Raw genomic sequence first — 18,158 nt, forward strand, 5'->3', positions numbered from 1 at the left:
ATGCCCGTACCGATCCTGAAACAGGGTGCGATCCTCATCGCCTCGGTGCAGGCCGCGCTCAGCGACTCCGACGCCGAGCGGCTCCGCTATGACCTGATGGAGCGCGTCAGCCGGTTCCGCGCGCAGGGCATCATCGTCGACGTCACCGCCATCGACGTGATGGACTCGTTCGCGGCCCGATCGCTGCGGACCATTGCGCACATGACCCGGCTGCGCGGCGCGGATACGGTGATCGTCGGCCTGCAGCCGGAAGTGGCCTTCGCGATGGTCCAGCTTGGGCTGGCGTTCGACGACATGAACACGGCGCTGGACCTCGAAGAAGGCCTCGCCCTGCTGAATCGTCAACTGACGCAGCGGAAACCGACGATCGGGCGCGATGGTGGCGACTGATATCGTCGTCGCCATCGACAATTCCGACGACATAGTCGAAGCTCGCAAAGCCGGACACCAACTCGCACTCGATCTGGGATTCTCCCTCACCGACGTCACGATGATCGCGACGGCGATCTCCGAGATCGCGCGAAACATCACCAGTTACGCCGGCCGCGGCACCGTCCGGGTCTTCGCGGCCGACCGGGACGGCCGCAAGGCTCTGGTGGTGCGCGCCGAGGATCAGGGGCCGGGCATCGCCGACATCGAGCGGGCGATGGAGGACGGCTACTCGACCGGCCGCGGATTGGGGATGGGCCTGCCGGGCTCCCGCCGGCTGATGGACAGGTTGCTCGTGGAGTCCGCGCTCGGCCGGGGAACGGTCGTCGAGATGTGGAAATGGGTCCCTCCCCGTGCGTGACAGCGGCCGGTTCGGTCCGATCGAGTGGGCAAGGGCGGGCCGCCCGCTGCCCAGCGAGTACGTCTCGGGCGATCGGGGGCTCGCCGTCGACATCGGCCGGGAAGCGGCGCTGTTCGGCGTGGTGGACGGCCTCGGCCACGGTCCGGATGCCGCAGCCGCTGCGCTGCGCGCCATCGAGGCGGTCAAACGCTCCAGCTCGGAGCGGCTCGAAGTCTTGATCCAGCTCTGCCACCGGGTACTGGAGGGCACCAGAGGGGTGGCGATGACGTTGGCACGGATGGACTTCGCCGCCAACACGCTGACCTGGACGGGCGTCGGCAATGTTACCGCCGATCTGTTGGCCAAGTCCCCGACCGGCGTCCAGGTCCGATCCAGTGCGCGGCTGACCGCGGGCATCGTCGGCTACCGGATACCGGAAATCAGGCCGGCGCAGGTGGTTTCGATCCGGCCGGGGGACCTGCTGGTGATAAGCACAGACGGGATCACCGAGAACTACCTGGACCACATCGATTTCTCGGCCACCGCCGTCGTCATCGCCGAAGAACTTCTCGGCAAGGATGCCAAGGAAACCGACGATGCCATGGTGTTGACCGCCCGTCATCGGGGGGCATCGACATGAGCGACAACGACGACTTTCACGCGCAGTACGCCGAGGCGTTGCGCAACTACCTGCAGGCGCGGGACGAGGACAGCCTGGCTGCCGGCTATGAGCTGGGGCGCCGGGCCCTGCAAGAAGAAGTCAGCCTGCTCGCGATCATCGAGCGCCACGTCGGGCTGATCCTCGAACTGACCCAGGATATCCAGGTCGACGCGCCGATCGCGCTGGAATTCCTGTTGCAGCTGCTGGTCCCGCTCGACATCGCGACGCGCGGCTTCCTGGACGGCAACCGCCGCTACGCTCGCGAGCGCGCCCGGGCCGAGGGACTGGCCGACCGCGACAAATTCCGTACCGCGCTGGTCAATTCGTTGCAAGAGGGTTTCTTCGTCGCCGATCACGAGGGCTCCGTGATCGAGATGAACAGCGCCCTCATCGAAATACTCGGCTATCCCACCGAGGGCCTGCCCTACCGGTGGCCGCACCCGTGGTTGGTCGACCAACAGGGCGCCCGCCAACAGCAGTCGCTGGTCCAGAGCATCGGCACCACCACTTACGAGACACCGATTCGGCACCGCGACGGGCACCTGGTCTGGGTGACGGTGAGCATCAACGCGGTTCAGGGCAGCGGCAGCGAGCAAGACGTCTTCGTAGGGACGATCCGTGACATCACCGCCGAAAGGGCCTTCGCCGCAAGGGAAAGCGCGGTGCTGCGGTTGGCGACGGCGGTGGCGGTGGCCAAAAGCGTTGACGAGCTGCTCTCGATCACCCTCGACGAGTGCAGCACGGCGATCGACGTACAACGGGTGGTCGCGATCTCCTGGCCGACCGGCGACGGCGAACCGACCGTCCAAGTGGCGGGCGAGACGTCCAAAACGTCCTGGCGCAGGCTGGATCCGTGGTTGCGCCATACCTTCGAGGATGCGCGTCACCAGCTGCCGCTGACCGCCAAAACGGTCGAGCGACCCGAAAATCCCGGCAAGGCACACGGATTGGTGGCGGTGCTCTCCGGCGCGGGCGACCTGGCGCTGTGGCTGGAGCTGCGCTCGCCGCGCTGGATCAGCGCCGAAGACCGGCTGCTGGTGACCGTCCTCATCGGCCACCTGAGCCTGGCCATGCAGCACGTCCGGCAATTCGAAAGCGCCCGCGAGACGTCGCTGACCTTGCAGCGCGCCCTGCTGCCGACCATGGAACCGCCGCCGGGCTTCGTCGTGCGTTACGAGCCCGCCGTCCCGCCCCTGGAAATCGGCGGCGACTGGTATGACGTGCTGCCGATCGGTGATCACCGCATCGGCATCGTCGTCGGTGACTGTGTGGGTCGCGGGCTGCCGGCCGCGGCGGTCATGGGCCAGCTACGCAGTTCGGCGCGGGCGCTGTTGATCAACGGGGCCGGGCCCGCGCTGCTACTCGAGCAGCTCGACTCGGCGGCATCGCTCATCCCGAACGCATACTGCACCACCGTTTTCCTGGCCATCCTCGACACCGAATCCGGTGTGCTGCAATACAGCAACGCCGGCCACATGCCCGCTGTTCTCGTCGGGTCCGAGCCGCGGACGCCGGTGATGTTGACCGACGCCGCGTCGGTGCCGCTCGCGGTCCGGCGCACCGAACCCCGCCCGCAGACCAGCCGCGTGTTGCCGCCCGGCTCCACCCTGATGCTGTTCACCGACGGGCTGGTCGAGCGCAAACACGAGTCCATTGACGACGGGATGGCCCGCGCCGCCGCGGTTCTGGCGAATACGACGACGCTGCCATTGGACTCTGTCGCCGATACGGTACTGAGTGAGCTGGCGCCCGTGGCGGGGTATGACGACGATGTGGCGATGGTGATCTACCGGCACCAGCAGTCCCCGCTTCGGATCGAGACCGAGGCCAGCGCGGGGCGGTTGGTCGGCATCCGGCATCGGTTGGCCGAATGGCTGCGCACCGCCGACGTGCCGGGCGAATTGGCCGCCGACATCGTGCTGGTGATCAACGAGGCCTGCACGAACTGTGTCGAGCACGCATACTCCGGGCAGCCGCTGGGCACGATGCTGCTCGACGTCGAACTCGCCGGCGGCGAGATCCGCGCCCGCATCACCGACCAGGGCTCGTGGAAGGCGCCCGAGGCCGACCCGGGCAACGGTGGGCGGGGCCTGGTACTGATGCGGGCCCTCAGCACGGCGCTGGGACTCGAGTGCTCCCCCACCGGGACGACGGCCGACATCAGCTTCCGGCTGCCGGCCGAGGGCGGCTAGGGGTGGCCCCGCACCGTTTGTGGCCCCTGGATTGCGGGTAGTCGTGGGCGTGACCCGCGCATCGATCACCACCGAACCCGCCCTGCCGGCGGCACACGGGCCGCTGTCGACCGCCGTCCGTCGCGCGCTGACCGGACCGCCGTCGCATGACCACTTGACCCGCATCGGTGCGTCCGTGCGCGATTCGGATCCCTACGGCCTGGATCTGCACCTGGCGCTGTGCATGTGCTACGAGCTGCACTACCGCGGCTTCGCCGGCGTCGACCCCGGCTGGGAATGGAATCCGGCGCTGCTGGCACTGCGCGGCGAGCTCGAACGCGTTTTCCTCGCCGGCGTGCGCCGCGACGTCGGGCCCATCGCACCGGATCAGACCGCCGCCGCCGAAATGGACGCCATCTCGGTCGAACCGGTCGACGGCACGGGTCCGTCGTATTACCTGCGCGACACCGGAACGTGGCAGCAGATGCGCGAGTACTTTGTCCACCGGTCCGTGTATCACCTCAAAGAGGGCGATCCGCACGCATGGGCGATCCCGCGAATGATGGGTGTCGCGAAAGCGGCTTTCGTGGCAATCGAATTCGACGAGTACGGCGCGGGGCAGGGTCCCCGGCTACACCAGCAGCTCTTCGCCGATCTGATGGCGGCCGCGAATCTGGACACGACGTACCTGGCGTACGTGGACGCGGTTAACGCCGAAGCTTTGGCGGCGGTGAATCTGATGTCGCTGTTCGGGCTGCACCGCGAGTTGCGCGGCGCGGCGATCGGGCACTTCGCTTCGACGGAGATCACCTCCCCGCCCGGATCCCGGCGGATGGTGCAGGCCCTGCAGCGGATGGGGGCGCCTTCGGCGTGCGTCGAGTTCTACGCCGAGCACGTCGAAGCCGACGCCGTACACGAGCACGTGGTGCGCATAGACGTGGTCGGGGACCTCGTCGAGCGAGAGCCGCACCTCGATCGCGACGTCGTGTTCGGGATCCGCGCGCACGCGGCGGTCGAAAACCGTTTGGCCGACGCGGTTATGGCGTCGTGGCAGCAGGGTCGGTCGTCGTTGCGGAGGGCACTGGACTAGACGTCCGGCTGGCCAGGTTCCGGCATCTGCGGTGGCTGGTGTCGCACAAGGGATACTTCTCGCTGCGCCGGCAGGTGCAGATCGCCACCATGAACCGGTCGGACTCGACGACCTCCCCGTTCGGCATCTCGATGCGCACCGGGCCGGACACCAGGACCGGCCCGCCCGCAACCACCTGGACCCGGGTGGTGGTCACCGCTTGTCCGCCCGGATCACGATCAGCTCCTCTTCCCGGCGTCCGTGGGGTATCAGGCCGACGCTCTCGAGCCACTTCGCCCGCGCCGTCATCACGGGGCCGAACGTGATCCATTTCGACGCAACGACTTTGGCGTCCATGCCCGCCCACTTCAGGGAATCCAGCGATTGCTGGACACCGGCGAGTGCCGAGTGCACGAGAAGCAGTGACCCGCCGTCGCACAGCAACTTGGGCGCCGCTTCGCACAGCGGATCCAACACCATCCGGCCATCGATACCGGCGTTCCAGGCCCACGACGGGCCGGCGCTGGGGCTGATGTACTCCGTGTCGCCGTTCGGAGGTGTCGGCACGTAAGGCGGGTTCGACACGACAACGTCGAACGGTGCGCAGTCGAGCGCATCGCTCCAGGTGCCCTTGCGCACATCGACATTCACGCCGACGGCGGCCGCGTTGTCGCGAGAGCAACCCACGGCGTGCGGGCAGATGTCGAAGGCCGTCACATCGGCACCGCCCATTGCCGCGGCGGCGATCGCCACGAATCCGCTGCCCGTACACAGATCGAGAACGCGCCGGCCCGGAATGAGCGCGCTGTCTCGCATCACGTTTACCAGCAATCGGGAATCATCCTGGGGCTGATATACGTTCGAAGCAGCCGAGACAGCGGGTCCTGGATATGTTGTGGTCAACTCTGGCCTTTCGACAGATCGCCGCGGCGATCACTGCTTGGCCTGTGTAATGCCCGCAAACCGATGGGTTCAAACGGAGTGCGCAAAGGCATTTCTCGGCTAACTCGCAGGCGCATGCGCGAATTGCTTGACAATGGTCGCGCAAAACGCCGGAAGGTCCTTCGGTGAGCGACTGGAGATCAAATTGCCGTCGACGACGACCTCCTCGTCCACCACCTTTGCGCCGGCGTTGCGCAGATCGGTGCGGATGGACGGATAAGACGTCAGCGTGCGGCCCTCTGCCACACCGGCTTCCAGCAGCGTCCAGGGGCCGTGGCAGATCGCCGCAACCGGCTTTCCGGAGCCGACGAAGTCGCGCACGAAGGAGACTGCGGTGCCGTCCATCCGCAGCTTGTCCGGATTCACGGTGCCGCCCGGCAGCACCAGGCCGTCGAATTCGGCGACCGACGCGTCCGATACCGCGCGGTCGACTTTGAAGGTTCCGGCCGGTTCGAGGTCGTGATTGCGAGCCTGGATTTCTCCGGTCTTCAACGAAAGCAGCTCGACTTGTGCACCGGCGTCTTCGAGCGCCGCACGAGGTTGCTCGAGCTCCACTTTCTCCACACCGTCCGCGGCGAGAATCGCGACTTTCTTGCCTTCCAATTCATTTGCCATGGCTATTCCCCTGCTCCCTTTCGATTACGTCGGATTGAGGATGACTTTGGTGCAGCGGTCTTCCTTGTTCTTGAAGATTTCGTAGCCGTGGGGAGCCTGGTCGAGGCTCAGGTGGTGGCTGACGACAATGGTCGGGTCGATGTCGCCGTTGCGAATCCGGTCCAGCAGCGGGCGCATATAGCGATGCACGTGACACTGGCCGGTCTTGATGGTCAGCGATCGGTTCATGACCGCCCCGATCGGGAACTTGTCCATCAGGCCGCCGTACACCCCGACGATCGAAAGGGTGCCGCCATTGCGGCAACTCATCGCCGCTTCCCGAAGGGCATGCGGCCGTTCGGTTTCCAGGCGGGCAGCCTGTTTGACGCGGTCATAGGCGTCCACCGGGGCGGACCCGCTGCGCGCTTCCATGCCGGCGGCGTCGATGCAGTGGTCGGGCCCCCGGCCGGCGGTTATGTCCCGAAGCTCCTCGAGGACCGAGGTTTCTTCGAAGTTGACCGGCGTGGCGCCGATCTGCTTCGCCAGTTCGAGTCGATACGGAACACGGTCGACGGCAATGACTTTCGACGCGCCGAGCAGATACGCGCTCATGATCGCGAACAGGCCGACCGGGCCCGCCCCCCACACCGCGACCACGTCGCCGGGGGTGATGTTGCACATCTCCGCACCCATGTACCCGGTCGGGAGGATGTCGGACAGGAACAGAACCTGCTCGTCGGTCAGGTCGTCTTCGATCTTCAGCGGGCCCACATCGGCGAACGGCACCCGCGCGTATTCGGCCTGGCCGCCGGCGAAGCCGCCGAGCATGTGCGAGTAACCGAACAGTCCCGCCGGCGAGTGGCCCATGAATTTCTCCGCGATGCCGGCGTTCGGATTGGAGTTCTCGCACAGGGAGTACAGGTCGCGGCGGCAGGCGGAGCATGCGCCACACGCGATCGGGAACGGCACCACCACCCGATCACCGATGGCCAGGTTGTTGACCGCCTTGCCGACTTCGACCACCTCGCCCATGAATTCGTGCCCGAGCACGTCGCCGTGCTTCACGGTGGGGATGTAGCCGTCGTAGAGGTGCAGATCGGAACCGCAGATCGCCGTCGAGGTGATGCGCACGATGGCGTCGCGATCGTTGAGGATCGTGGGGTCCGGAACGGACTCCACCTGGACGCTGTTGCGGCCCGCCCAGACGGTGGCTTTCACTGGCTTGCTCCTTCGTTGGGTTGAGCGGGCTGCTGGTGCAGCTGCCGGGCCGAAGCGGTCCCCTCGGGGGATCCGTCCGAACGCAGCACCTGGCCGGTTTCGAGAATCTGCTTGAAACGGCGGAGGTCGTCGTTCACTTGCTGTTCGGGGGACTCGCCGAACAGGCTCGCCGCGGCCTTTCCGAACAGGCCGCCGGGGATGTGATAGCCGATCCTGACGCGGACTTCGGTGCCGTCGCCGGTGGCGGTGGGCGTGAACTCGACGCTGCCGCCGTTCTCGATGACCGAGCCGGGCAGCGACTGCCACGCGATGCGCCTGTTGGTGTCGTCCTCGGTGATCTGCGCGTCCCACTGCACCGACTGTCCGGCCGGGGCGTTGGCGACCCAGTGCGACTGTCCGTCGGCGCCGGGGGTGACCGATTGCAGGTGATTCATGAAGCTGGGCAGGTTTTCCAGGTCGCGCCAGAAGCGGTACACCTCTTCGGGCGGGCGCCGCACGGTGACCGCCGCGCGCAGCATGCGGTGCCGGGCGCCGTTAACGTGCCGGCCGCCGCGGTTGACCGTGCGCAGTGCCGTGTAGAGGTCCAGCCCGCCGATGCCGGCGAGCACGACGCTCGAAATGGTGCCCTGCCGCCGCCGTCCGGGAGCGCGGGCGGCCACCCCGGCCAACAGCAGGCCCATATCAAGGACGTCGCCTGCCACCCGGGTCCACACCAGCTTGTCGGGGCCGCCCACCAGCGCGGCGCCGTGGCCGCATTCGCGCGCGCCCAGCGCGCGGATGACCCTTCGTGACCGCGGGGTGTCGTCAACCCCCGCAAGGGCAGCAACTTTTCCGGGTGCGATCAGCTCGCTCAGGCCCAGCCCGAAACTGGCGCCGCTGAGTGTCTTGACCAGAACGGAGGTGGTGGTGGCGGATCGATCGCCCATCGTCAACTCTCCTTGCCTTGCGGCGAATATGAATCAGGGCAAAGTTGCTGCCAGACAGCCGCTTTGCGGATCTTCGGGGGGCCGGCGCCGCCAACCGGTGTTCGCGCGCCGCATCACCCGTACCCACCGGGTGCGCACGATTGAAGCCGGATACCCGGGCAGATACCGCCCAAACGTGGGATTAACCCGCCGCGTCGCGCAGTGCCGCAAGCAAAGGCTCGGCGGCTTCGGATAGGAAGAGGTCCTGCGACTGGCCACCGACCTGGACGAGCGCCACGTCGGTGAACCCCGCCTCCCAATAGGGCCGGACGGCCTCGACGATCGCGTCCAGGTCGGGGCCACAGGGGATGGAGTCGGCGACATCTTCGGGCCGGACGAATTGGGTCGCGCCGGCGAACCCGGCCGGCGTCGGCAGGTCGGCGTTGACCTTCCAGCCGCCGGCGAACCAGCGGAACTGCTCGTGGGCGCGTTTGATCGCGGTCTCGCGGTCGGGGTCCCAGCACACCGGGATCTGGCCGACCACGCGTCCGCCGCCCGCCAGGTTGGCGGCCTGGCGCGCGGCGTGCCAGGCGTCGACGAGTTCCCCGTCCGGCTCCACCGCGACGAAGTGGTCGGCCAGCCGGCCGAATTTGTCGATGGCCTTGCTGCCGCCCATTGCCACCGCGATGCCGACCGGAACCTCGGGCACGTCCCACAGGCGCGCGGAGTCCACCTGGAAGTAGTCGCCGGTGAAGTTCACCAGCTCGCCACCGAACAACTCGCGGATGATCTTGATGGCTTCGCGCAGCATGTCCTGGCGACGTTCGACGGTCGGCCAGCCCTTGCCGATCACATGCTCGTTGAGGTTCTCGCCGGTGCCCAGGCCCAGGGTGAACCGGCCGTCGGACAGGATCTGCACAGTCGCGGCCTGCTGAGCGACGACCGCCGGGTGATAGCGCATCGTCGGGCACGTCACGTAGGTGTAGAGGTCGACCCGTTCGGTGGCGTGCGCCACCGCGCCCAGTACGGTCCAGGCGTTGGGCGCATGCCCCTGGGTGGTCAGCCAGGGCGAGAAGTGGTCGCTGCACACCTCAAAGTCGAAACCCCGCTCTTCGGCTGAAACAGCCTGCCGTACAAGGTCTTTGGGTCCACTCTGCTCGGTCATCAGAGTGTAGCCAAAATTCGTCATGTTCCTATACTTACCCCGGTCCGCCTCGCGCAAACCGCGCCGCGCTCAGCCCGCGGTGGTGATCGAGTCGCCGGCGGTCCCGGCGGCCCGCCGCGCCGCCAGCCGGCGCTTCTGCGGTTCGATCGTGTAGCGGGGGTCGCGGGCCGACTCCAGCCCCGCCTCGAAGAAGCCGAACCGCAGCATCGCCGACGCCGCCAGCAGGGCCAGGCCGGACAGGGCGGCCACGCCGCGATGCCGTCCGCCGAGCAGTGCGCCCAGACCTCCCGCGGCGGCAAGCCGTTCGCTCCAGGCCAGCAGCCGGCCGGGACGACCTTCGTGTAGCGGTTCCCTGGTCACCGGGTCCATCCGGTACTCGGTGAACCTGGCGGAGATCAGGTCGGCGACCGCGCCGATGACGGCCAGCCTGCGGGCGGGCCCGGCCTCGGCGACCGGGGTGGTGATCATCGCCAACCCCGATGCGGCCAGGCTCGCCGAGCTGACGAACACGAACGGCAGGTCTCGGTACGCGGCGTTCCACGTCGGGGTGGCGGTGTCGGTGAGCAGCACCGCCGTGTAGACCGCAAGCGGCGGTGCGAAGACCGCGGCTTCCAAGCCGGCCGGCCCCTCCACGGCGCGCAGGACGGGGCGCAACGGCCCCAACGGAATTCGCTCACCGGTCATCCGGTCGACCTCGGACGCCGCGGCCACCCCGATGCCGGCGCTGAACAAGCTGAGGATCCACGAGCCGATGCTCATCGGTGAGGTGAGCTTGACCGTGCGCAGCATGTTCACGAAACGCTCGGGCCGGCCCAGGTCCTTGACCAGGGCGACCGCCCCCACCATCACCGCGACCAACGCGGACAGCCTGGCGTTGCGGCGCAAGGTGTCTCGCCCGGTGAGCTGCGCACCCGCCGCCAGCAGGCCGGACCCGCCCGCGACGCCACCCAGAAACAAATACGCCGCAACCTCGTGTCCCCAGGGCGCGGGCTTGACCACCGGGCGCCCGTAGTACGAGCTGAACTCGACATCCGGGACCATCGGCATCTCGCGCGCACCGTCGCCCCCGCCCCGGCGGCCCGCCCGTTTGCCCCTGCGGCGCTTGCCCCCCGTCGGCTCCGGCGGACGCAGGCTGTCGTATTCCGAAGTGCTCATGGGGTTTTCACCGACCCTTCCAGAAGGCCAGCGCCGCGGCGGCGAACATCCCCGCCGCGGCCACGCTCGCTCGTTTGAACATCTGGGGCAGGTCGGCCGTGCACACGCGCGGGTCGGGCGGCAGGCCGTAGACCTCCGGCTCGTCGAGCAGCAGGAAGATCGACCCGGTGCCGCCCACGCCGTCGCGTTCGTTGGCGCCGTAGAGGCGGGCCTCCGTCAACCCCTGGGCGTGCAGCGCGGCGACCCGCTCCCGGGCCGTGACCACCAGGTCGTCGTGGTCGCCGAACTTGATCGACGTGGTCGGGCAGGTCTGGGCACACGCCGGGATCTGGTCCTCGACCAGGCGGTCGTAGCACAGCGTGCATTTCTGGGCGACGCCGGTGGCCGGCGTTTCGGCGGGGCGGCCGGGTCGCTGCGCCGGCGTCGTGTACGTGCCGTCGCTGCGACGCTCCACCACGCCGAACGGGCACCCGGCCACGCAGGTTCCGCACCCGTTGCAGACGTCGTCCTGCACGACGACGGTGCCGAACTCGGTGCGGAACAACGCGCCCGTCGGGCAGACGTCCAGACAGCCTGCGTGCGTGCAGTGCTTGCACACGTCCGACGACATCAGCCAACGGAATTCGGGGGTGTCCGGCGGCGTGACGTCCGGGCGCGGCGGGTTGCCAGGGAGCGCCGGCATGCCCAAATCGGTTAGGGCGCGCCCGGATTCGCGTGCCTGCTCGATGCGATCACGCCCCTGCTCGATGAACGCCACGTGCCGCCAGGTGCTGGCACCCAGCGCGCCGGTGTTGTCATAGGACGAACCCAGCAGCTCCAGGTCGCCGTCGCGGGGGTTGCGGTTCCATTCCTTGCACGCGACCTCGCAGGCCTTGCAGCCGATGCAGATCGAGGTGTCGGTGAAGAATCCCTTGCGCGGCTTGGGTTCGACCCAGCCGGCGTCACTCGTCGGGTCGGTCGGTCCGCTCAGCTGACCCATCTGTTCCCCCTTCCCAGACGCCGTCGCTGATCCGCACGTTGCCGGTTTCGGTGGTGGCCCCGGAGCGGGACTGATACTCGGCGATAAGGCGCAGCAGGTCCTCGCCGTGGGGCCGGCGGCCCGGGCGGATGTCGCACGAGCCGGCCTTCGACTCCTGGATCTGCACGTTGGGGTCGAGTGTCACGCCGAGCAGGTCGTTGGCCGCGTCCCCGCTGACCACCGCGTCGCTGCCCACACCCCAGTGGTACGGGAGGCCGATCTGGTGCACCGTGTGGCCGTTGATCACAAGCGGGGCAACACGTTTGGTGACCAGCACCCGGGCTTCGATCGCCGCGCGCGGCGATACGATGGTGGCCCACCCGTACGGCTCGAGTCCCCGTTCGGCGGCCAACTCCGGGGACACCTCGCAGAACATCTCCGGTTGCAGCTCCGACAGGTAGGGCAGCCAGCGGCTCATCCCCCCGGCGGTGTGATGCTCGGTGAGCCGGTAGGTGGTGAACACGTACGGGTACACGTCGGCCCCGGGCTCCCCGGCGCTCGGCGCGCTCAGATTGTCCTTGCGCGGGAAGGTGATTCGGCCGGGGTTTCGCTGCTGCGGATAGAGCGCGTTGGCGACCGGGGATTCCTGTGGTTCGTAGTGCGTGGGCAACGGGCCGTCGACGAGACCCTTCGGCGCGAACAGCCAGCCCTTGCCGTCGGCCTGCATGACGAAGGGGTCGTCGCCGGCGAGCGCGTCGGGACCGCCGACGTCCGGGTCGGGCCGGCTCCCCGGCGCCCGGTCGGCGACGAAGTCGGGCACGTCGTAGCCGACCCACCGTTGCTGTTCGGCGTCCCACCACACGTACCGCTTGCGTTCGCTCCACGGGTTGCCGTCCGGGTCGGCCGACGCGCGGTTGTAGAGAATCCTCCGGTCGGCCGGCCAGGCCCAGCCCCACTCGTGCTGGCTCGGCGACTCACCGCCGTGCGGGACGCGCCGCGCGGCCTGGTTGGTGGCGTTCGCGTACACGCCGGTGTAGATCCAGCAACCGGCGGCGGTCGACCCGTCGGCGCGCAGCTCGGTGTAGGACGACAGCGGGGTGCGGTCCGCGGTGTGATACCCGTTGATTTCGGCCAGCACGGCTTCGCCGTCGGGCTCGCCGTGCTCGTCGGTCGGGTAGTCCCACGTCAGGTCCAGCAGCGGGCGGTCGCGCTCATCGGTCGACCCGGCCAACCGCTGCCTGATCCGCTTGCCGAGTTCGAAGAAGAACTGCAACTCGCTCTGGCACTGGCCCGGCGGCTCGACGGCCTTGTGCCGCCACTGCACCAGGCGCTGAGTTTGGGTGAACGATCCCGCCTTCTCCACGTGCGTGGCGGCGGGCAAGAAGAACACCTCGGTGTCGATGTCCTCCGTTTTGAGTTCGCCCGAAGCGATTTCGGGACCGTCCTTCCACCAGGTGGCCGACTCGATCAGGTTGAGGTCGCGCACCACCAGCCATTTGAGGTGGGACATGCCCATGCGCTGCATCCGGCCGTGCGCCGACCCGACCGCCGGGTTCTGCCCCAGCAGGAAGTAGCCCTCGACCTCGTCGGCCAGCATGCCCATGACGGTCTGGTAGGTGCCGTGCGGGCCGGACAGCCGCGGCAGGTAGTCGTAGGCCCAGTCGTTGTCCTCGGTGGCCGCCTCACCCCACCACGCCTTGAGCAGGCTGATCGCATAGGCGTCGGAGTTGGCCCAGAAGCCCTTCTGCTTCTTCGACCCCACCGCGTCGAGATAGTCCGCCAGGGTGTCGTGCGTGCCCGCCTTGGGCATCGCCAGGTAGCCGGGCAGCAGGTTGAACAGCGTCGGGATGTCGGTCGAGCCCTGGATGGTGGCGTGGCCGCGCAGCGCCATGATGCCGCTGCCCGGACGGCCGACGTTGCCCAGCAGGAGCTGCAAAATGGTTGCGGTGCGGATGAATTGGGCGCCCAGGGTGTGCTGCGTCCATCCGACGGCGTAGGCGAAGCAAGTGGTGCGCTCGCGGCCCGAGTTCTCGACGATGGAGCGGGCCAGGTAGTCGAAGTCCTCGCGGCTGATGCCGCACACGTCTTTCACCATCTCCGGGGTGTAGCGGCTGTAGTGGCGCTTGAGGATCTGGAACACCGTGCGCGGGTGCTGCAGGGTCTCATCGCGTTTGACGCGGGCATGGGCGAGCGGGGGCCCGCCGCTGCCGTGCTCCTGCCCCGCCCCGCTTTGCGCGGCGGTGGCGCCGTGCGTGTGGCCGCCGCCGGCGGACTCGATCTGGCCGTTCCCCTCTTCGTCGTACGCCCACGTCGACGTGTCGTACTGCCCGGTCTCCGGGTCGAACCCCGAGAACAAGCCGTTCAGATCCTCGGTGTCCCTGAACTTTTCGTTGATCAAAGTGGCGGCGTTGGTGTAGGCGACCACGTACTCGGAGAACCACAGATCGTTGCTCAGGATGTGGTTGATCAGCGCGCCAAGCAGCACCACGTCCGAACCGGCCCGGATCGGGATGTGCTTGTCGGACACCGCCGAGGTGCGGGTGAAGCGCGGGTCGACGTGGATCACCCGAGCGCCGCGGGCGCGGGCCTCCTCGACCCACTGGAACCCGACCGGGTGGCACTCGGCCATGTTCGAGCCCTGGATGACAATGCAATCGGCGTTGGCCATGTCCTGCAGTGTTTGGGTGGCGCCGCCGCGCCCGAAGGAGGCTCCCAGACCGGGAACCGTGGCGGAGTGTCAAATACGGGCTTGGTTCTCGATCTGAATGGCACCCGCGGCGGTGAAGAGCTTTTTGATGAGGTAGTTCTCTTCGTTGTCCAGGGTCGCCCCGCCGAGCGCGGCGATGCCCATGGTGCGGCGCAGCAGGTTGCCCTTCTTGTCGATGTCCTGCCAGGTGTGGCGGCGGGATTCGACGAACCGGTCGGCGATCATGTCGATCGCGGTGTCCAGCTCGAGGGGCTGCCATTCGGTCGCCCGCGGCGGACGGTAGAGCACCTGCAGCTGCCGGCCCGGCGAGTTCACCAGCTGTTCGCTGGCGGCGCCCTTGGGGCACAGGCGGCCCCGCGAAATCGGCGAGTCCGGGTCGCCCTCGATCTGGACCACCCGCTCGTCCTTGACGTAGACCCGCTGGCCGCAACCGACCGCACAGTAGGGACAGATGCTCTGCACCACCCGGTCGGCCGTCGTCGTGCGGGGCGTGACGGCGCGCGTCCGCTTCGAGGTGACGGCCGACCCGCGGCCGAGCTTGTCGCCTGAACGCAGCTGGCGCAGGACGGGCCATTCCAAGAAAAGCTTCCGCATAGCCATGGCCTTTACCCTAGTGCGCGCCGGCGAAACCGCACTCGCTCAGCGCACCACGATCGTGTGCTCGCCGCGCGGCACCAGCTCCCCGATCACCGGCGCGCCCGGGATCTCGCCCGCGATCAACAGCCCGCCCGAGGTCTGCGCGTCCGCGAGCAGCAGCGCCTCCTCCGCGCTCACCGCGGACAGGTCGGCGTGCGGGGCGACCCAGTCGAGGTTTCGCCGGGTACCGCCGCTGACGTAACCGGCCGCCAGCGCCTCCCGCGCGCCGTCCAGATAGGGCACCGCCGCGGCGTCGATCATCGCCGTCACGCCGCTGGCCCGCGCCAGCTTGTGCAGGTGCCCGAGCAGCCCGAAACCCGTTACGTCCGTAGCGCATTCGATGCCGGCGGCCAGGGCCGCCGCAGCCGCGTCGGCATTCAGCGTTGTCATCACCCGGATCGCCTGTTCGAAGCGCTCGCCGGTCGCCTTGTGCCTGCTGTTGAGCACCCCGACGCCGAGCGGCTTGGTCAGTGACAGCGGAGTGCCGGGCCTACCGGAATCGTTGCGCAGCAACCGGTTCGGGTCCGCCAGGCCGGTGACGGCCAGCCCGTATTTCGGCTCCGGGTCGTCGACGCTGTGCCCGCCGGCGAGGTGGCAGCCGGCCAGGCCGCAGACGTCCAGCCCGCCCCGCAGCGTCTCGGCCGCCAGCTCGAACGGCAGCACGTCACGCGGCCAGCCCAGCAGGTTCACCGCCACCACCGGACGTCCGCCCATCGCGTAGACGTCGGACAGCGCGTTGGTGGCCGCGATGCGGCCCCAGTCGTAGGCGTCGTCCACCACGGGCGTGAAGAAGTCGGTCGTCGCGATCAGCGCCGCGCCCCCCTCGATAAGCACCGCCGCCGCGTCGTCGCCGTGGTCCAGGCCGACCAGCAACTCGCCGGCCGGGTCGCGCGGCGCGCTCGCCCCCAACCCGCGGACCACATCCTCGAGCTCACCGGGCGGGATCTTGCACGCACACCCGCCACCGTGGGCGTACTGAGTCAGTCGATACGTCACGCGTCCATACTTGTCCCTATGGTTCGAGGAGGCGTGTCCGGTCTGGTGACCGGCGCGGTCTTCAAAACCGTCGAACGGCAGACGCTGCCGCTGGCGGGTTCGATTCCCGTCCGCCTCCGCCATACTTCTTCGGGCCCGACATGAACGACCCGCGCCGGCGGGTGCCGCGTACCGACGCGCTGCTCGCCGATCCGCGCCTGATCGAGGCACAGCGGGTGCTGGGCCGCGATCTGGTGAAGTCCGTGATCGCCGACGCGCAGCAGCGGGCGCGCGCCGGGGAGATCGAACCCGAGCGCGTCGCCGAGCACGCCGTCGCCGCGCTGCCCAGCACCGCGTCGAGCCTGCGGCCGGTCATCAACGCCACCGGCGTCGTGGTGCACACCAACCTGGGCCGTGCGCCCCTGTCGCGGGCCGCCGTCGACGCGGTGGTCGCCGCGGCGGGGACCACGGACGTCGAGCTGGACCTGGCGACGGGCCGCCGCGGCCGCCGGGGCCGGGGGGCGCTGGCCGCGCTGGCCCGGGCGGTGCCCACCGCCGACGCCGTGCATGTGGTCAACAACAACGCCGCCGCGCTGCTGTTGACGGCCCTGACGCTCGCCCCGGGCAAGGAGATCGTGCTCAGCCGCGGCGAGCTCGTCGAGATCGGGGACGGGTTCCGCATACCCGAGCTGCTGGCCTCCGCCGGATCCCGGCTGCGCGAGGTCGGTACCACCAACCGCACCGGCCTGCGCGATTACGCCGAGGCGATCGGGCCGCAGACCGGTTTCATCCTGAAGGTCCATCCGTCCAACTTCCACGTCACCGGGTTCACCTCGGCGGTCGGCGTGGCGGAGTTGGCGAAACTCGGTGCGCCCCTGGTGGTCGACATCGGCTCCGGCCTGCTCTGCCCGCACCCGCTGCTGCCCGACGAGCCCGACGCCACGTCGACCCTGCGCGATGGCGCCGACCTGGTCACCGCGAGCGGCGACAAGCTGCTCGGCGGCCCGCAGGCCGGCCTGCTGCTGGGCGCCGCCGAGCTGATCGAGCGGCTGCGCCGGCACCCGGCGGCGCGCGCGCTGCGGGTGGACAAACTCACCCTCGCCGCTCTGGAGGCGACCCTGACCGGCCCGCCAACCCCGGTGGCCGAGGCGCTGGTCACCGACGTGGCGCAACTGCGGTCGCGCGCCGAGGCGCTCGCGGCCGCGCTGCCGGGCGCCGAGGCGGTGGATTGCGTCGCGGCCGTCGGCGGCGGCGGGGCGCCGGACGTCCGGCTGCCCAGCGCGGCGGTGAGCCTGCCCGAGTCCTACGCCGCCGCGCTGCGCGCCGCCAGCCCGCCGGTCGTCGGCCGCCTCGAGGCGGGCCGGTGCCTGCTCGACCTGCGCACGGTCGCTCCCGAGGACGACGCGCGGCTGGCGGCGGCGGTGCTCGCATGTTCGTCATAGCCACCGCCGGGCACGTCGACCACGGCAAGTCCACCCTGCTGCAGCGGCTCACCGGCATGTGGCCGGACCGGCTGGCCGAGGAGCGGCGCCGGGGCCTGACCATCGATCTCGGCTTCGCGTGGACCGAGCTCAACGGACGCCGACTGGCGTTCGTCGACGTGCCGGGCCACGAACGGTTCGTGGCCAACATGCTCGCCGGGGTGGGCCCGGTCCCGGCCGTGATGTTCGTGGTCGCCGCGACCGAGGGCTGGATGCCGCAGTCCGACGAACACCTCGCGGCGCTGGACGCCCTCGGTGTCCGCCACGGGCTGCTGGTGATCAGCAAGGCCGACCTCGCCGACCCCGGCCCGGCGATCGAGCAGGCGCGAGAACGGTTCGCCGCCACCTCGCTCGCGGGGGCCGCCGTCGCGATCGGCACCGACCTCGAGCGGGTGCGCGCGGAGCTGCTGGCACTGACCGACCGGCTGCCGGCCCCGGACCCAGACGCCGACGTGCGGCTATGGGTCGACCGGAGCTTCACCGTCCGGGGCGCGGGCACGGTGGTGACCGGCACCCTGGCGGCGGGCACCGTGCGGCTGGGCGACGAGCTGGAGCTCGCCGGGCGGCGTGTCACCGTGCGCGGGCTGCAAACGCTGGGCCGGGATCAGGCCGCGGCGGGCCCGGTGTCCAGGGTCGCGCTGAACCTGCGGGGCGTGGACCGGCGGGACATCGGGCGCGGCGACACCGTTCGGACACCGGGCGTGTGGCGCGACACCGCGGAGATCGACGTCGCCCTGCGCTCGGCGGGCACG

The 18,158-nt window shown here is 69.2% G+C and carries 17 protein-coding genes and 1 tRNA gene; 8 read left to right on the plus strand and 10 right to left on the minus strand.

Annotated features, from left to right (window positions below; all coding sequences use genetic code 11):
• From A5697_RS03575 to A5697_RS03595, 5 genes are read left to right on the plus strand one after another with little or no spacing between them, the layout of a single operon-like run.
• Positions 1-390 carry an STAS domain-containing protein gene (locus A5697_RS03575; protein WP_067206181.1) on the plus strand — a complete coding sequence of 130 codons (390 nt, stop codon included), beginning with the start codon at positions 1-3 and terminating at the stop codon, positions 388-390.
• Positions 380-790 carry an anti-sigma regulatory factor gene (locus tag A5697_RS03580; protein ID WP_067943295.1) on the plus strand — a complete coding sequence of 137 codons (411 nt, stop codon included), beginning with the start codon at positions 380-382 and terminating at the stop codon, positions 788-790. The genes A5697_RS03575 and A5697_RS03580 overlap by 11 nt, the downstream gene beginning before the upstream one ends.
• Positions 783-1,409 (plus strand): SpoIIE family protein phosphatase, encoded by a 627-nt coding sequence (locus A5697_RS03585; RefSeq protein WP_068008050.1) that lies wholly within the window; start codon positions 783-785, stop codon positions 1,407-1,409. Before A5697_RS03580 ends, A5697_RS03585 begins: the two co-directional genes overlap by 8 nt.
• The gene (locus A5697_RS03590) at positions 1,406-3,622 is read left to right on the plus strand and encodes a SpoIIE family protein phosphatase (RefSeq protein WP_068008053.1); all 2,217 of its coding nucleotides are present in this window, start codon (positions 1,406-1,408) and stop codon (positions 3,620-3,622) included. The genes A5697_RS03585 and A5697_RS03590 overlap by 4 nt, the downstream gene beginning before the upstream one ends.
• A gap of 49 nt (positions 3,623-3,671) precedes the next feature.
• Positions 3,672-4,691, plus strand: coding sequence for an iron-containing redox enzyme family protein (locus A5697_RS03595; protein ID WP_068008078.1), 1,020 nt, complete (start codon positions 3,672-3,674; stop codon positions 4,689-4,691).
• Here A5697_RS03595 and A5697_RS26900 read toward each other — a convergent pair.
• The 10 genes from A5697_RS26900 to selD all read right to left on the minus strand — a co-directional run bounded on the left by A5697_RS26900 (position 4,639) and on the right by selD (position 15,946).
• Complete coding sequence (locus tag A5697_RS26900; protein ID WP_082953223.1) at positions 4,639-4,887, minus strand: CDGSH iron-sulfur domain-containing protein; 249 nt, start codon at positions 4,885-4,887, stop codon at positions 4,639-4,641. The genes A5697_RS03595 and A5697_RS26900 overlap by 53 nt on opposite strands.
• The gene (locus A5697_RS03600; protein WP_068008056.1) at positions 4,884-5,573 is read right to left on the minus strand and encodes a HemK2/MTQ2 family protein methyltransferase; all 690 of its coding nucleotides are present in this window, start codon (positions 5,571-5,573) and stop codon (positions 4,884-4,886) included. Before A5697_RS03600 ends, A5697_RS26900 begins: the two co-directional genes overlap by 4 nt.
• 99 nt (positions 5,574-5,672) lie before the next feature.
• Complete coding sequence (locus A5697_RS03605) at positions 5,673-6,227, minus strand: type 1 glutamine amidotransferase domain-containing protein (protein WP_067943960.1); 555 nt, start codon at positions 6,225-6,227, stop codon at positions 5,673-5,675.
• A 24-nt stretch (positions 6,228-6,251) separates the two neighbouring features.
• Positions 6,252-7,424 carry a zinc-dependent alcohol dehydrogenase gene (locus tag A5697_RS03610; RefSeq protein WP_068008059.1) on the minus strand — a complete coding sequence of 391 codons (1,173 nt, stop codon included), beginning with the start codon at positions 7,422-7,424 and terminating at the stop codon, positions 6,252-6,254.
• Positions 7,421-8,350, minus strand: coding sequence for an SRPBCC family protein (locus tag A5697_RS03615; RefSeq protein WP_068008063.1), 930 nt, complete (start codon positions 8,348-8,350; stop codon positions 7,421-7,423). Before A5697_RS03615 ends, A5697_RS03610 begins: the two co-directional genes overlap by 4 nt.
• A gap of 181 nt (positions 8,351-8,531) precedes the next feature.
• The gene (locus tag A5697_RS03620) at positions 8,532-9,518 is read right to left on the minus strand and encodes an LLM class F420-dependent oxidoreductase (RefSeq protein ID WP_068008067.1); all 987 of its coding nucleotides are present in this window, start codon (positions 9,516-9,518) and stop codon (positions 8,532-8,534) included.
• Between the two features lie 45 nt (positions 9,519-9,563).
• Complete coding sequence (gene nrfD / locus A5697_RS03625; RefSeq protein ID WP_067943951.1) at positions 9,564-10,649, minus strand: NrfD/PsrC family molybdoenzyme membrane anchor subunit; 1,086 nt, start codon at positions 10,647-10,649, stop codon at positions 9,564-9,566.
• Between the two features lie 7 nt (positions 10,650-10,656).
• A complete protein-coding gene (locus A5697_RS03630) occupies positions 10,657-11,628 on the minus strand; it encodes a 4Fe-4S dicluster domain-containing protein (protein WP_068008070.1) in 972 nt (323 codons plus the stop codon).
• Complete coding sequence (fdh, locus tag A5697_RS03635; protein WP_197500900.1) at positions 11,591-14,914, minus strand: formate dehydrogenase; 3,324 nt, start codon at positions 14,912-14,914, stop codon at positions 11,591-11,593. The genes A5697_RS03630 and fdh overlap by 38 nt, the downstream gene beginning before the upstream one ends.
• 39 nt (positions 14,915-14,953) lie before the next feature.
• Positions 14,954-15,946 (minus strand): selenide, water dikinase SelD, encoded by a 993-nt coding sequence (gene selD / locus A5697_RS03645; protein WP_067943944.1) that lies wholly within the window; start codon positions 15,944-15,946, stop codon positions 14,954-14,956.
• 27 nt (positions 15,947-15,973) lie between these two features.
• Between selD and A5697_RS03650 the strand changes: the two genes are divergently transcribed.
• The 3 genes from A5697_RS03650 to A5697_RS03660 all read left to right on the plus strand — a co-directional run.
• A tRNA-Sec gene (locus A5697_RS03650) sits at positions 15,974-16,068 on the plus strand.
• Positions 16,069-16,086: 18 nt separating this feature from the next.
• Complete coding sequence (gene selA / locus A5697_RS03655; protein ID WP_068008075.1) at positions 16,087-17,367, plus strand: L-seryl-tRNA(Sec) selenium transferase; 1,281 nt, start codon at positions 16,087-16,089, stop codon at positions 17,365-17,367.
• The coding region (locus A5697_RS03660) for a GTP-binding protein (protein WP_197500901.1) at positions 17,355-18,158 on the plus strand (804 nt) is incomplete at its 3' end. The genes selA and A5697_RS03660, both read left to right, overlap by 13 nt.

This window comes from Mycobacterium sp. E3251 (genome assembly GCF_001666835.1).
GTDB lineage: Bacteria > Actinomycetota > Actinomycetes > Mycobacteriales > Mycobacteriaceae > Mycobacterium.

Bases quoted from the DNA above. Each gene is read 5' to 3' on its own strand.
- A5697_RS03630 (WP_068008070.1), bottom strand. From the start codon at position 11,628: ATGGGTCAGCTGAGCGGACCGACCGACCCGACGAGTGACGCCGGCTGG.
- nrfD (WP_067943951.1), bottom strand. From the start codon at position 10,649: ATGAGCACTTCGGAATACGACAGCCTGCGTCCGCCGGAGCCGACGGGG.
- A5697_RS03615 (WP_068008063.1), bottom strand. From the start codon at position 8,350: ATGGGCGATCGATCCGCCACCACCACCTCCGTTCTGGTCAAGACACTC.
- selA (WP_068008075.1), top strand. From the start codon at position 16,087: ATGAACGACCCGCGCCGGCGGGTGCCGCGTACCGACGCGCTGCTCGCC.
- A5697_RS03575 (WP_067206181.1), top strand. From the start codon at position 1: ATGCCCGTACCGATCCTGAAACAGGGTGCGATCCTCATCGCCTCGGTG.
- A5697_RS03605 (WP_067943960.1), bottom strand. From the start codon at position 6,227: ATGGCAAATGAATTGGAAGGCAAGAAAGTCGCGATTCTCGCCGCGGAC.
- A5697_RS03590 (WP_068008053.1), top strand. From the start codon at position 1,406: ATGAGCGACAACGACGACTTTCACGCGCAGTACGCCGAGGCGTTGCGC.
- A5697_RS03620 (WP_068008067.1), bottom strand. From the start codon at position 9,518: ATGACGAATTTTGGCTACACTCTGATGACCGAGCAGAGTGGACCCAAA.